This window comes from Leptospira venezuelensis (assembly GCF_002150035.1).
GTDB lineage: Bacteria > Spirochaetota > Leptospiria > Leptospirales > Leptospiraceae > Leptospira_B > Leptospira_B venezuelensis.
Genome location: NZ_NETS01000008.1, coordinates 210,946 through 224,782, shown reverse-complemented (window position 1 = coordinate 224,782; position 13,837 = coordinate 210,946). Strand labels below are relative to the sequence as shown.

At 41.5% G+C, this 13,837-nt stretch carries 14 protein-coding genes; 7 read left to right on the top strand and 7 right to left on the bottom strand.

Features of this window, described 5'->3' with window-relative positions; translation table 11 throughout:
* Positions 1 to 180 precede the first annotated feature (180 nt).
* The 7 genes from whiG to B1C82_RS05100 all read left to right on the top strand — a co-directional run bounded on the left by whiG (position 181) and on the right by B1C82_RS05100 (position 6,668).
* The gene (gene whiG, locus B1C82_RS05130; protein WP_086446535.1) at positions 181 to 981 is read left to right on the top strand and encodes an RNA polymerase sigma factor WhiG; all 801 of its coding nucleotides are present in this window, start codon (positions 181 to 183) and stop codon (positions 979 to 981) included.
* A 111-nt stretch (positions 982 to 1,092) separates the two neighbouring features.
* Complete coding sequence (locus tag B1C82_RS05125) at positions 1,093 to 3,075, top strand: FapA family protein (RefSeq protein ID WP_086446901.1); 1,983 nt, start codon at positions 1,093 to 1,095, stop codon at positions 3,073 to 3,075.
* A 5-nt stretch (positions 3,076 to 3,080) separates the two neighbouring features.
* Positions 3,081 to 3,446 (top strand): hypothetical protein, encoded by a 366-nt coding sequence (locus tag B1C82_RS05120; RefSeq protein WP_086446534.1) that lies wholly within the window; start codon positions 3,081 to 3,083, stop codon positions 3,444 to 3,446.
* Between the two features lie 63 nt (positions 3,447 to 3,509).
* Positions 3,510 to 4,718, top strand: a complete 1,209-nt coding sequence (locus B1C82_RS05115; protein ID WP_086446533.1) for a hypothetical protein — start codon at positions 3,510 to 3,512, stop codon at positions 4,716 to 4,718.
* Entirely contained in the window at positions 4,718 to 4,999 is a 282-nt protein-coding gene (locus B1C82_RS05110) for a DUF370 domain-containing protein (RefSeq protein ID WP_008597280.1), read from the top strand. Before B1C82_RS05115 ends, B1C82_RS05110 begins: the two co-directional genes overlap by 1 nt.
* Before the next feature lie 14 nt (positions 5,000 to 5,013).
* Positions 5,014 to 5,547 carry a guanylate kinase gene (gene gmk / locus B1C82_RS05105; protein ID WP_086446532.1) on the top strand — a complete coding sequence of 178 codons (534 nt, stop codon included), beginning with the start codon at positions 5,014 to 5,016 and terminating at the stop codon, positions 5,545 to 5,547.
* A gap of 68 nt (positions 5,548 to 5,615) precedes the next feature.
* Entirely contained in the window at positions 5,616 to 6,668 is a 1,053-nt protein-coding gene (locus B1C82_RS05100) for a DUF3089 domain-containing protein (RefSeq protein WP_086446531.1), read from the top strand.
* Positions 6,669 to 6,766: 98 nt separating this feature from the next.
* Here the strand turns inward: B1C82_RS05100 and B1C82_RS05095 are convergent, their stop codons facing one another.
* The 7 genes from B1C82_RS05095 to fliF form a co-directional block, all read right to left on the bottom strand.
* The gene (locus B1C82_RS05095) at positions 6,767 to 7,162 is read right to left on the bottom strand and encodes a TOBE domain-containing protein (protein WP_086446530.1); all 396 of its coding nucleotides are present in this window, start codon (positions 7,160 to 7,162) and stop codon (positions 6,767 to 6,769) included.
* Positions 7,163 to 7,166: 4 nt separating this feature from the next.
* Positions 7,167 to 7,808, bottom strand: coding sequence for a periplasmic-type flagellar collar protein FlbB (locus B1C82_RS05090; protein ID WP_086446529.1), 642 nt, complete (start codon positions 7,806 to 7,808; stop codon positions 7,167 to 7,169).
* 157 nt (positions 7,809 to 7,965) lie between these two features.
* A complete protein-coding gene (fliJ, locus tag B1C82_RS05085) occupies positions 7,966 to 8,538 on the bottom strand; it encodes a flagellar export protein FliJ (RefSeq protein WP_086446528.1) in 573 nt (190 codons plus the stop codon).
* A gap of 3 nt (positions 8,539 to 8,541) precedes the next feature.
* Positions 8,542 to 9,906: a FliI/YscN family ATPase gene (locus B1C82_RS05080; RefSeq protein ID WP_086446527.1), complete on the bottom strand. Its 1,365-nt coding sequence runs from the start codon at positions 9,904 to 9,906 to the stop codon at positions 8,542 to 8,544.
* 197 nt (positions 9,907 to 10,103) lie between these two features.
* Positions 10,104 to 11,027, bottom strand: a complete 924-nt coding sequence (gene fliH / locus B1C82_RS05075) for a flagellar assembly protein FliH (protein WP_008592071.1) — start codon at positions 11,025 to 11,027, stop codon at positions 10,104 to 10,106.
* A 1-nt stretch (position 11,028) separates the two neighbouring features.
* A complete protein-coding gene (locus B1C82_RS05070) occupies positions 11,029 to 11,997 on the bottom strand; it encodes a FliG C-terminal domain-containing protein (protein WP_086446526.1) in 969 nt (322 codons plus the stop codon).
* Complete coding sequence (gene fliF, locus B1C82_RS05065; protein ID WP_086446525.1) at positions 11,997 to 13,697, bottom strand: flagellar basal-body MS-ring/collar protein FliF; 1,701 nt, start codon at positions 13,695 to 13,697, stop codon at positions 11,997 to 11,999. The genes B1C82_RS05070 and fliF overlap by 1 nt, the downstream gene beginning before the upstream one ends.
* Between the last annotated feature and the right edge of the window lie 140 nt (positions 13,698 to 13,837).

Genomic DNA, 13,837 nt, shown 5'->3' with positions numbered 1-13,837 from the left:
CAACGAGTATCAAATTCCGCGAATATAGGAACTCCGACTGCGCGATTTCTGCCTAAATCCGCTCAGAATCCCAATGAGACAAAAAACTGCTTGATTTCCCTTTTTTGAGTCAAAAAATGCTATTGCAAATCGGTTTGGTCCACGACACTCTTAAGCAGAGGACCAGCCCATTCCGTTGTTATGTCCAAACTTTTCGAAAAATACAATAATACGGATGAAACCGAACTTTGGAAGTCTTATAGGGCAACCAAAGACCAAAATATTCGCAGTTATCTTGTAGAAAAATATTCTCCTCTAGTCAAACACGTGGCTGGTCGTATTGCGATCGGTATGCCTCAGAACGTTGAGTTCGATGATCTAGTTTCGTATGGTGTGTTTGGTCTTCTCGATGCGATCGAAAAATTCGATCCAGATAGACAGATCAAATTTAAAACCTATGCAATGACTCGTATCAGAGGTTCTATCTTTGACGAACTTCGTTCCATCGACTGGATCCCTCGTTCTATTCGCCAAAAAGCGAAACAGTTGGAGCAGATTATTGGAATGCTCGAGAACAAAGAGGGCGCTCATGTAGAAGATGAGGCGATCGCAAAAGAAATGGGAATCTCCGTCGAGGAGTTCAACTCACTTCTTACTAAGATCAGCGGCACGTCACTCGTCTCTTTAAATGATATTTGGTTTCTTGGTGATGAGAATGATGAGGTTTCTTTCATGGAGACATTAGAATCTCCGATGAACATGAACCCTGACACCATCATCGAAAAAGAAGAGATCAAAAATGTGATCGTGGAAGCGATCAAAACACTACCAGACAAAGAAAAAAAAGTAATCGTTCTTTATTATTACGAAGATCTAACTTTAAAAGAGATCGGAGAAGTATTGGAAGTAACCGAATCCAGGATTTCCCAACTTCATACGAGAGCTGTAGCAAGACTTCGTAGTAAATTAGGAAAGGTTAAATCAGTTATTAGTAAAAAATAATATGGGGGAATGTTTTCCCCCTGGCCTGAGCCAAGGTCTCAGGCCACCCCCTTCTCCGGGGAATCCGATCTTCAAAACCCCGGACCGAATTTCATTGGAGGAGCATCAGCTTTGAGTCTTACATCCTTTCTAAAAGACCAATCAAAAGAATTAGATAAGCTCCAACATGAGCAGGTAGAAGTTATAGCTCCTACATTGGAGAAATGTTTGCAGATGGCCGCATCCCATCTCAAAAGAAAATCACACGAGTTGGATTATATAGTAATCAAACGTGGAAAGAAAAAATTTTTCGGTTCGGAACCTTGGCATATCAGAGCATCTGTTCTTCCTGAGGATACATTCTTAGATGAACTATCAGAGCTGGACAAAAAATTAACTGGTGGATCAGGCAAACTTGTCTCCAAAGATCTGAAGGAATTCCTACAACCTAAGGATAGAGACGGAAGAGCAGTCGTCCAGATTTTCAGAAACGGAACTTATCTCACAATCTATCCACCTTCCGGCGAAGGAAAAGCAATCGAACTTTCAGAAGTTTCTCGCAGACTTTCCGTTCGAGGAATTAATGAAGTAGATGATAACCAAATCCGTAAGATCGTAAAAGAGACTAAGGGTGAACCAATCTATATTTCCAATATGAAACCAAGGCAGGGTGCCGAAGGTAAAATGGTATTGGATATTGCTCCTGATAAAATGAAAGCAAAGATCACTTTTATCCCTCCGAAACCTGGTGGAAGAGATTTAGAAGTAAAAGATGTAGTCAATTACCTCAAAAACGCAGGTATCAAATACGGAGTTAAAGAAGAAGAGATCCAAAAAAGGTTAGAGGACGAATTCTATAACCAACCTTTCACTGCGGCGGAAGGAGATCCTCCTGTTAACGGAAAAAATGCACAGGTCATCTTCCATGTTCGTATCAGCAAGAAGGTCGTCTTCAGAGAGGATGAATCCGGAAAAGTAGATTATAAAGACATGGATCTGATCGAGAACGTTGTGGTAGGACAACTTCTGGCAGAAAAAATCCCTGCAGAAAGAGGGAAATACGGCCGCACATTATTCAATGAACTTCTACCTGCCAAAGACGGATTAGATACAGAGCTCAAACAAGGAAAGGGAACCATCCTTTCCGAAGACAGAACCAAACTCACTGCCGAGGTAAATGGACAAGTTGTCTATGCAAGTGGTAGGCTTTCAGTTGAAACAGTTTACAGAGTCAATGGTGATGTAGGAATTAAAACTGGTAATGTTACATTCTTAGGTTCTGTGATCATTACTGGAAACGTAGAAGATAACTACTCAGTTAAAGCAGCTGGAAATATAGAGATCTACGGTACTGTCCAAAAAGCAAATGTGGAAGCGGACGGAGATATTATTATTCGCCAAGGGGTTTCCGGAAGAGATGAGGCTCGTATCGAGTCTACTGGCGGAAACGTAATCGCTAAGTTTATCCAGAACGCAACTGTAGTTACAGAAAAAGATGTCGTGGTCCAAGAAGGAATTCTACACTGCTTTGTGAGTGCAGGTGGAAAGGTAATCTCCAACGGTAAGAGGGGACAGATTGTAGGAGGTACGATTCGTGCTTCTGATACGATTGCAGCTAAGGTCATCGGATCTTCTGCCAACCCAGCAACTGAACTTATAGTAGGAACAGATCCTAAGGTATTAAAACAGATCTCCGAATACGAAGAGAAATTGGCCGAAAACCAAGATAAATTCGAACAGATCTCCAAAAGTCTTAAGACTCTCAAGGCAAGAAAGGAGAATGACCCAGCTTCCTTTACCCAAGACCATGAGCAGCAATTGATTAAAACAAGCAAGGCCACAGAAAAGCTGGAGGTCCGGGTCCGCGAATACGAAAACGAGATCCAGAACCTCAAGGCATATATAGAAGAAAGAGCCGCAAATGGTAAAATCAGTGTCGAAAAGACCCTATTCGGTGGTGTTACCATCAAGATCAAGAGTGCTGACTTTAAGACCCGTAACGAGATCAAACATAAGACCTTCGTGGAAGAGAACGGGGTAATCCGACAATTGCCGTACCAAGATCCTGAACCGGATAAAAAAGACTGGAGAAAAAACAGATCTAGAGGAAAATAAAGGATATGAGGCTGAACGAACCTCTTTCCGGATACGGCGCTGCGAACGATCTAGTCCGAAGGACTATGGTGGAGAACCCACATACTCTTTCTAACGTTATCGCTCAGAATGAAAAATCGATCCGAGAGTATTCTATAGATAAAAAGTATGCGGTGCAGATGTACACCGAAACTTTTTCATTATCTCCTGAATATAGAGAAAGACTTCGTAACTCATACACCCAAAGGATCGGAGAAATAGAAAAGGAAATCCGTTCTTATAAAGGGCCAAAACCCGAGGGTGGAAAGGAGAGAATTTTCTCCTATGATAAGAGCGGTAGGAAAACCGAAATACGGACACCTACTCGTTCCACAGTGGACTATATAGCTTAATAAAACCGTGCCGGCTTTCCGAGGGATGTTGTTGGAAATATTCTCGAAAAGGACGCTTGTGCGATGGAATTATTCACAGTCCTATTCTTAAACATTATTATAGCCATAGGCTTGTACGTTGGTGTGTCCGCTCAGGTGACGAAGAGGATCCGTTCTCATATGATCCGTCGTATCAACGAAGAGATTCGAACTCTAGTAGATGAGATCCAAACAGAAACCGAAAGCCAAATCGAACTTTTAAACTCAAAGATCCAAGCTTATAAAATTTTGGTCCAACGTTCCGATTCTTTGGAGGATAAATACAAAACCATTCTCCAAAAACTGGAATCACTTCCGGATAGAGTATTTTCTAACGAAGCTAAAAAATCGGAAAAACAGAATGTTTCTCCTGAACCAATCTTGGAATTCGAGACGGTAGAAGAAGAATTAGAATCGAGTGTTCCTTCTATCCTTACTCACCAAGAAGAGGTTCAAATTTCCGATGAGGAAAAATTTAAAAATGAATATCTGACCCTCATTCGTGAAAAACAAAAAGAACTTAAAACTAGCCCGGCGGAATCATTAGAGAATAGAAAACAAGAACTTGCTGCAAAAGCAGGTGAAGGTGTAGGAAGACTCTATAAACAGAATCTGAGAGAAAATTATTCTCCAGAAAATCCTAAACCGTTCTTGGATCCGGAAAGAAAAAATCTCAAAAAAGAAACTGCTTCCTCTCCGGAAGAAGAATCCGGGACTTTGGGAATTCTGAAAAACTTCGGTAAAACGATTAAGAATGTAATGGGCTGGAAAGATTCTCAGGAATTGATGTCTGAAATTTCTCCTAGCAGAACTCCTCAGCCTATGTATAATCCAAGTTCTACATTTGATATTTCTTTGGATGGAGATCCATTCGAAGAAAACAAAATTGAATTTCCGGAAGATATTAGCGGAGGTTCTTTAAAAGCAGAACCTGATTATACTCCTGAAGTTGATCCTAAAAAAACGAGTTCTAAGTCCAAAAGAACGGACAATAAAATTCCTGTGGAAGAGAACTTCGGAAAAATTCTGGAAAGAAAAATTGCTGGTTACGTTCCTCAAAAGCAGGATTCCGTAAAAATTTCTTCTGAAACGGCGCTAAAAGACCTGGGAGAAGGGGCGAGTAAAATTGAGAAGGTAGTTTTCCTCTTGAAAAAAGGATACTCTCATGAGGAAATCTCAGAAGCCTTGGATCTCGCCACCGGTGAGGTGGACATTATCGAAAGATTTAGGTTGGAGAGAAATAGGAGGACCTAATGTCCCAATTTAGCGTCTTGAACGTAGGTTTTGGAAATATAGTCATGGTTTCCAAGATCGTGGGTATCATTCATTCGGATTCAGCATCTGCAAAGAGGATCCGAAACGAAGCCAAAAGTAATAACAGTTTGGTAGACGCGACCCAAGGAAAAAAGACCAGGTCCATTATAATTACTGACTCCAATCATTTGATCCTTTCCAACTTAAGAGTAGAAGCCCTCACAAGAAGGATAGAAAGCAGGGATAATTCTATTGCAGAAGAAGAGGAAGAAAAGGACTGAAATCTCCCAAGCTTATTGTTCTGTCCTCCGTTGCTGGAGGAGGCAAATCTACACTTATTCAAATGATCCGAGCCAAACATTCTGATTTGGCTTTTTCAGTTTCTTGTACGACTAGAGCTCCGCGTCCAGGTGACAAAGAGGGCGTAACGTATTTTTTCTTAAGCAAAGAAGAATTTGAAGCAGGAATCGATAAGGGTGAATTTTTAGAATGGGCCAAGGTCCATGATAATTATTACGGAACTCCACTAAAGTTCGTGAACGGGTGTATGTCCTCTGGTAAATCTGTCATCATGGATCTGGACGTACAAGGTGCGGCTCAGCTAAAGCGAAAGCTGGGGGAAAAAGTAATCACTATCTTCATACTGCCTCCCAATGAGGAAGAATGGGAAAAAAGACTGCGCGGAAGAGGAACCGATTCCGAAGAAAGTATCTTAAAACGTATCAAGAACGGAAAAGAAGAGCTGGCTCATAAAGACGAGTTCGATCACACTATAGTGAATGATCAATTGGAACACGCAGTTTCTCGCTTAGAAGAAATTTTATTTTAGAGTTTCCGCAAAATTAGGAAACCTAATCCGTTCTCTAATGTCTTATTTTGAGCCAAGGATGAGCTAATATGAAACTCTTACGTGCTTTCATTTCTATTTCAGTATTCTCAATTTTTAGTTTTCAATGTATATATCTTATAAAACCCAGAAAGGATTTTGAAGAGAGTAAAAATTTAATAGCACCTGATTATTCTAAATCAGAATTTTGGGCTGCGCTTCCGGATAAAAAAGATAACGCAGATCTTGTTCCTGAAAATTCAGGTTTTAAAGATAATCAGTCACTGGCAGAGGCGGATACTTTTTATATTCATCCAACTACATTACTTCTTCGGCCAAAATATTGGAATGGGGATCTAAAGGATGAAAGTTTAAACGAAAGAACCGATAAACATCCAGTCAAGACCCAAGCAAGTGCTTTCAATGAATGTTGTAAGGTATATGCTCCAAGATATAGACAGGCTGCATTTTTTGTTTTTACGAAAGATGTTCCGGAAGGGGAGACCGCTTTAGATTTTGCATATCAAGATGTGAAAGCTTCCTTTTTATACTATATGAAACATTGGAATAAGGGCCGTCCATATATCATTGCGTCTCATAGCCAAGGCACTAGACATTCTGTTCGTTTGCTTAAAGAAGTGATCTCTGTGAATCCGGAATATAAGAAAAATCTTGTGGTGGGTTATTCGATCGGATTCCCGTTTAAACAAGAAGAGGCAGGTCTACCTGTATGTTCCAGTCCGAAAGATACAGGATGTGTTGTCGGCTGGAACTCTTATATATGGGGAAATTCTCCAGGAAGATTATTGGACAGATATGGAAAAGACACTGTTTGTGTGAATCCTCTCAGTTGGAAGCATGATGAAGAAGTTTCTCCAAAGTCTGAAAATTTAGGTAGTGTGAATCGAAGTTTTGATCAACTGATCCCCGGTATTGCGGATGCAAAATGTAATTCAGGTGTTTTATGGATCCACGAACCTGAGATTAGTCGGACCCCGAACTTAGGAAAAGACGGGAATTTACATACTGGTGATTTTCATTTCTTTTATGCGAATATTAGAAAAAACGCAAAAGAAAGATTGGAGTCTTTTAAGGCGCAGACTGTTAAAAAAGGTAGAGAGTAAATTATCACGCAGAGCCACTGAGAACGCAGAGGTGTAATTATAGAATATGAATAGATATATCTTTTACTTCTCGGCGAATTTGTGCTAGGCGCGAAATATTAATTCGTACAGTAAGTTTGTTCTATGACGATAGAAGGCATATCCGTTCTCTTTCCGTCCAGCTCTAACTTCTTGTTTTTTAAATAGAATCCACAAACTTCTACATAAGAACCAACGGAGACTCTGTTCATTAAACTGTAATCGTCGGAATCTAAGACCACTGGTTTTCCTGAAAAATGAACTACAAATCGGATAGAATTTCCTTTATATAATACATGGGTTACAGTTCCAGCAACTCGTACAGTTTCTCCAACCGCTTTGCCCGGATTATTGACTAACTCTTCTCCGGAAACATACTTAGGCTTTGCAGGAGCAGAAGCTTTTTTGCTCTTAGAATAAATTGCTCCTGTAGAAATTGCTAATATTGAAAAAAATAGGATCGTTTTCTTTTTCATAAATTTAAAGTTCTTCTGACTCAGAATTGGATTCAGGAGCCTTGATCACATCGGATCTGGACAACCATTTATTCGTAATATTCGCCCTACGCTCTGCTGGGAATAAGGTGAGAAGGTAAGTAGTGATTGTTTGCCTACCATCCTGTTCTGCGTCCTTGTCCATTTGGATGAATACGTCTATGATATCTTTGTCCGGCCAGTTGGTAAGCATCTGCACTGCATTATCAGGTGGCATATTCGCTACCTTCTCCGCCATAACCTTAACCAATTTGCCTCTGCTATTCTTTTCAGATTCAGAAGATTTTAGTTCATTCTCCTTGGAAGTAAGACCTCGTTTGAGTTCCTCGATTTTCTCGAGTTCCGCTTCCAGGCGTTCTTTTTCTTTTTTGAGTTCTTCTTCTTTTTGAGAGATTTCGTCCCTGTCCTTGGCGAGTCTTTCCATCTCTTTACGGAATTCTAACTTTTCTAATTCAGAAGGAGATTCAGAGTCCGCATTTACTAAGCCAGGTTCTGTTCTTAAGAAAGGAAAAATTTCAGTAGCGTCTATGATCTGAAAATAATGAAACGCGAAAAATCCGATCATTACTAAGAAGAAGATCAGAAGTACTAAATAGACTGCTCTTGCTTTGTCGGTTAAACTTGCCACTTTTTATACCCGGATGTCCAGCCTGGAGCCTGAAATTCTTTTTTCCAATTCTCCTGCCTTATTTTCCAAATGAGAAATTTTATCTTGGAGATTTGCCATACTCCCGATTAAAGGATCGGAAGAATTTACGGTTTTACGTACTTCTAAAAAGGGGAGGTCACTTTTTATAACGCTCGTAAAGTTTTCTGAGCTCAGAAAGTCCCGCATCTTCTGTACCGGTGCGCTCGACGCCTCCCGTATCATAGGTAAATACTTTCGGATCCCGTTTAGATCTATCATACCCATAAATTTCCTCCCTCTGTTTCCTGTAAAGATCTGCTAAAAATTGCTCTTCTGCCTGGATTCTTTCCGCCTTTCTATAAGAGTGCATATACTCCTTGAAGCGGTTTTCCTTTAGAAGTTCCAGTACCTTCTTCTCTTTTCTTGCCGCTGAGACTTCCGTTCTTTTTTTCTCAACCGACTCATCGAAAGAACGTATCTCATTTTCTAACTCAGTGTTCCTGGTCAGAAGTTGTCTCATATACGTTTGCAAATAAGAATATTCTCTTAGGTCTGTATTTCCTGATAATGTGGTAGAAGATAAGGAATGTATCCTTGCTTCATTAGAGTCTATTTCCGATTGCCGTTGGTTGACTTCTGCCACGAGTTCGGAAAGTTCTTTGAGTTTTTGGTCTTCTTTGATTTTTTTTAAACGAAGCACTGGTTCGAGTCTGAATTGGAATCTTTTCATAGATTAAAATTCCTCTTCTTCTCTTTCTTCTTTTAAAATATCTCTTAGACCGCTAACTGTCTGAGGGAAAAGACTCCTTTCCATAAGTCTTTGTTTTAGATAAGAATCTATATTATCTTTTTTGCGAATAGCAAGATCCACTTTGGGATCAGACCCTCTTACATACGCATTCAGAAGTATCAATTCTTCCACAGAATTATAAGTAGAGATCAGTTCTCGGATCATCCCAGCTCGCATGAACTGATCTTCATCTGTTATTGATTGCATAACCCTGGAAAGAGAAGCAGGGATATCAATTGCTGGGTAGTGGTTTCTTTCTGCGAGTTTACGTGAAAGAATGATGTGACCATCTATATAACCTCGAACAGCATCCGCAATAGGATCTTCCATCTCGTCAGTGTCTGTCAGAATTGTATAAAACCCAGTGATACTTCCTCCTGATTTGGAAGTTCCGGAACGTTCTACAAGTTTTGCTAATTTAGTAAAAACAGATGAACTAAAACCTCTTGTGATAGGTGGCTCATGATTGGAGACTGAGATCTCACGGTTTGCATGCGCAAACCTGGTCAAGGAATCCATCATCAAGTTTACATGTAATCCTTGTTCTCTGAAATATTCGGCAACTGAGGTGGCGAGTAATGCGCAGTTTACCTGTTCCATCTTGGGCGCATCGGAAGTTGCTGCAAATACCACAGATTTTGCGAGACCTTCTTTTCCTAAGTCTCTTTCTAAGAATTCGTTTACTTCTCTGCCTCGTTCTCCAACGAGTGCGATCACGTTCACATCTGCATTAGTAAACCTTGCGATCATACCGAGTAAGCTTGATTTTCCTACGCCAGATCCAGAGAAGATCCCTAATCTTTGTCCTCTACCTACGGTCAGAATTCCATCTATCGCTCTTACACCTGTAAGAAGAATGTCCCGGATCACTGGTCGATCCAGAGGATTGATACTTTCTCCTTCGGGAGACTTTTCTTCCGAAGTGATGATGAGTCCTTTTTTGTCGATTGGACGTCCTACACCGTTTAATACTCGGCCGAGTAGTTCTCTTCCAACTGGAACATTCAAACTTCTTCCCGAAGAAAATACGAATGCGTCTGGATACACACCTTCTACAGGACCTAAAGGCATTAGTGTATATACATGATTTTCGAAACCTACGATCTCACATTGCAGGTAACCTTCTGTTCCCGCTTTTTGTACTTCCATGATCTCTCCGATTTTGGAGTCAGGAGGTCCTTCTGAATAGATTACGTTTCCGGAGACTCGAACGACTCTTCCGGATTTGCGAATGGTTTCTGTGCGGTCCAAGATCAGGAAATACTTGGAGATGACGTCTACCTTTTCGTGAAACTTCTTCTCTATCATGATCTTAGGCTCGAAAGATTGAGGATACTGTCCCCGGGATTTTGCCCGGAGTCAAGTGATAATGAGAATATAACGGAATTATGTCACTTATGAGATTAAAGCAAAGCATGTCGAAGTGCCTACAAAGAAAACCCCCCTGACCCGACCGCCTGTGAGGGCGGCCGGGTAGGAGACTAAGTTTGGACGTGAATGTTGTATTAGATCGGCTCCGCATTTCGAATTGCTTCTTCGATTTCTTTGAGCTGGGTGGAGATCCTTGCATCGATTGCTCCAACATCTGTTTCGATGATGACCCCGCCTCTGTCGACGCGAGAGTCTTCGTAGATATTGACCTTGCGAAGGGACTCCATAAGTTTGATAAGTTCGTCTTTGTGAGCGGTGGTGATCTCTAAGTCTGCAAAGTTGACTCGGATATCCACACGGTCCCTGTCCTTAATACGTTTCAAGGCTTCTCTAATATTATTGAGTACGATTTCTTTACGTTCGATGATCTCGTCTTTGATGATCTTACGAGCGATGATAAGGATCATCTCCACCATCTGCTTTTCGGATGCCTGGATAAGTTCTGCACGGATATCGATGGCTTTACCTACGATTGTTCCGAGACGGTCGATTAGACGTCGGACTTCCCCTTGGCCTTTTCTGAAACCTACTTCTCGTCCAGCTTCGAATCCTTTTAAGTAAGCCTCATGTTCGATCTCAGCCGTTTTCATCTCGGCTTCTTTGATCATTCTTTCGGCTTCCATCTTGGCTCTTTCCAAGATCTGTTCCGCTTTGGCTTTGCCGGAATCCTCTTCGAGTTTGATCTTCTCTTTAGAATCCTGGATCATTTGGAAGGCTTTTTTACGACCTTCTTCCTCGATTTCCTCCGACTTACGGCGGGAGTCCTCGAGCATTGTTTTGATATTTTCTTCCGTTTCTTCTTTGTAACGGTTAAGCTCCGCCTCGATCTCTTCAATAGAAGGACCTTGGTATTGCTCGATAATATTTCCTTCTTGGTCGACCTCGAACTCTTCGGCGTCTTCGTCCCTATGAAATTTTTTATATTTGTCCGGAATTTGCAGCTCTACCTGATCCTGCATGTCCGCGATCTGGATAGGTTTGAAGACTAGTTTTGCCATATTAGTTCTTTCTCCGGAACTTGATTCTTCCTGATTCTACGGATTCCTTAAAAATTTCAAGTAGTCCGTTCTGGGCGGTTTCAATCTCTGCAAGAGAAACGGGGCCCATGGAATCTTCTTCCAATCGGATGGAGTAGGCAAGAGATGGGTCCAACCTTTCCAATAAAACCTGCTTCGTTTCCGGTTCCGTGCCCTTAAAGGCAGTTGCGGTTACGATTGGATGGAGTTCCGACATAAACTTGTTTAGGGCTTCTCGGCTCAGATCCATCAGGTCTTCCATTCGGAAGAAATGCTTATTTATATTTTCGGCAAACGACTGGCTCTTTTCGCGTATCCTTGCGAATAATTTCTGAGAATCTTGGGGGTCCAATTTACCTAAAAGTTCTGCGGCTCTTTTGCCACCCTTGTCCCTGGTAGGAACTCCAGATTGAGGGGATTTTAGAACTTCTTTCTTGAAGCGTAAAAACCTCTCCAAAGAGTCCAAAAGTCCAGCAGAGGAAAGATCCAAATTCCGGATGGATAGTAGGATCTCCTCCTGGGTTTCCTCCGGAAATTCTTCCAATACCCTGGCAGAAGTATCCGGATCCGCGTAGCAGAAGATAAGCGCGATTCTGTCTGCTGACTCTCCCGCTACGATTTTGGAAAGTTCTTCCTTGGTATAGGATTTGAGTTCTTCGGACCATTCCGGTTCGGAAACCAAATCTTCTTTCAGAATAGTTTCGAGTTCTTGGATAAGAGCCAAGGTGTCTCGATCGATTCCTTCTTTTGGGACTGTGGATAGTCCTTCTAAGAAGGAGCCTAAAAGTTCTCTTTCTTGTTTTGCTTCTATCTTGCCGGACTTGTGAAAACTTTCTAAAAGTTTCGACGTGTCCTGAGGGCCAAGATGGCGAAACACTTCCGGGGGAAGATGCTCCCCCAGGATTCGGAGGAGCTGTCCCGCCCGGTTTCTTTTTCCGGACAGGATACTCATTAGGTTGCTTCCTCTTCAGATAACCAGGTGCGGAGAAGTTGTGCCACTTCTTCCGGTTTTTCCCTGGCGAGATTGATCGCGTTTTCGAGAAGTTCTCTTCTGAGTTTTTCGTCCAGAGAGAGTTCGACTTCTGCACTTCCGTCGTCCATGACTCGAAGTGCTGCTTCTCTCATCATCTGCTGCATTGCTGCGAGTTCTTCTTCGCGGAGTCTGCGGCGTCTTGCGATTTCTTTTTTGATCGCTCTGTAGATGAGGATAGTGAGTATTAAGAATAATACAATGACTAAGGATGCGATGACCATTTGTCGAATTGCTTTCTGTTTTCTTAATTCTTCGTCTTCTGCAGCGAACTGAGCTGTGCGATCTTTTGCAATGCTGATTACGGAGATTTGGTCTCCTCTTGCTTTGTCTATCCCTACTGCTGCTTCTAAGTTTTTACGAACAGTTCTAATATCTTCGTCGGAAACAGGGATATAAGTCCTATCGTATCCTGTTCCGTCTGCGTTTTCCTTTTTAGTCCACTGGCCGTCTACAACCACGGAGAGATTCACTTTTTCGATCTTCCAAGGTTGTTTTTGTACTTCGCTTACTCTTCTGTTGAATTCGAAGTTATTGATATTTTCAGTTTTCTTATAATCTGCTTTTTGATAGTCGGTATCTTTATAACCAGGAGGAAGGTTAGGCTCAGTTCCCGCAGGTCCATCTGGAGTGAAACCTCTTCCTGTGAATTGTTCGCTGGTTTCTTTGGAAGAAACTTTTAAGCTATAACCGTCTACGATCTTTAACTCGGAATAAGGAGTATTTGGATCATCGGGTCTTTCGATTACTGGGGAGACTTGGTTGTCTTTATAAGATTCCTTGTCCCAGTTTAACATGTACTCAAAACGAGTAATGTCTACTCTGTCTTCTCCGCCTAAGAACCAACGAAGAGTGTTTCTTACGTCGATTAATCTTTGGATCCTTTGTTCTTCTTGGATCCGTAATTTCTCTTGGACAACTCTAAGTTCTAATCTTTCTTTTTCCAGGTCTTCTTCGAAGTCAGAGATGATCTTGCCGTCCGCATCAGCGACTACTACGTTTTCCGGTTTGAGTTTAGGCACCGCTCTGGAAACCAAGTTTACGATACCTTTTACTTCTTTTTTGGAAATCCCTTCGACTCCAGGAATAAAATGTAAAATGACCGAAGCTTTTACTGGGGAAGCATTCGAGTTGAACAGTTCATCTTCCGGTATTGCGATGTTCACGAATGCTTTGTCTACAGGTCTTAAAGTCATCAAGGATTGCTCGATGGCTCCTTTTAGGGCCCTATATTTTTTGATGTCCTTATCAAACTGGGTCTCTGTGAATTTCTCCACATTGAATAGTTCCCAGCCTTGCACACCTGCAGGGATCAGGTTCTCTTGGGCAAGTTTAGTGATAATTTCTTGTCTTTGTTCCGGATCCACACTCACGATACTGGTGTCCCCAGTGCTATACGAATAGCCCATGGAGTCCAATTTCTTGGTGACCTCAGCGAAATCCTTCGCAGTAAGGTTTTGGAAGAGAATAACCTTATTCTTTTGAGAGGAAACGGTTGTCAGAAGCCCTAAGGCAACGACCACAGTGATCGCCACTCCACCTAAAATCAGTTTCTTTGTAGTATCTAAAGAGTTGAAGAACTCCTTGATATTGTTCAGAATCTTTTGCAATTGCTCGGGCATTTTCCTTCACCACCGGACAAGATAGGGGACATAATAGATTTTCGGAAACAAAGTACAATCCCTTTTTAAAAAAACTTTAGAATTTTTTTATTTTCTCACGATTTTTTATATTAACTCTTTTGGAAACTGCCTCGAAGCAA